This is a genomic window from Glaciimonas sp. Gout2, from assembly GCF_035018905.1.
Classification (GTDB): domain Bacteria; phylum Pseudomonadota; class Gammaproteobacteria; order Burkholderiales; family Burkholderiaceae_D; genus Glaciimonas.
Window position 1 is genome coordinate 1 of the sequence record NZ_JASJXA010000160.1, and the last position, 221, is coordinate 221.

At 50.7% G+C, this 221-nt stretch carries 1 pseudogene; it reads left to right on the forward strand.

What is annotated here, in order from left to right:
• Positions 1–221 (forward strand): annotated as a pseudogene (locus QN379_RS23595) (calcium-binding protein); the annotation flags it as partial.

A 221-nucleotide genomic window follows, 5' to 3' on the forward strand; every position in this document is an offset into this window, starting at 1 on the left:
GGCGTGATCGATAACGGAACGGAACTCTTCGGCAATTCCACCCAACTCGACAACGGCCACACCGCCAGCGATGGTTTTGGCGCACTGGCTGATCTGGATTCCAATCACGATGGCAAGATCGATAAAAACGACGCCAACTGGAATCAGCTCAAAGTCTGGCGTGATCTCAATCAGGATGGTATTTCTCAAGCCAATGAATTATTCACACTGGACCAACTCGG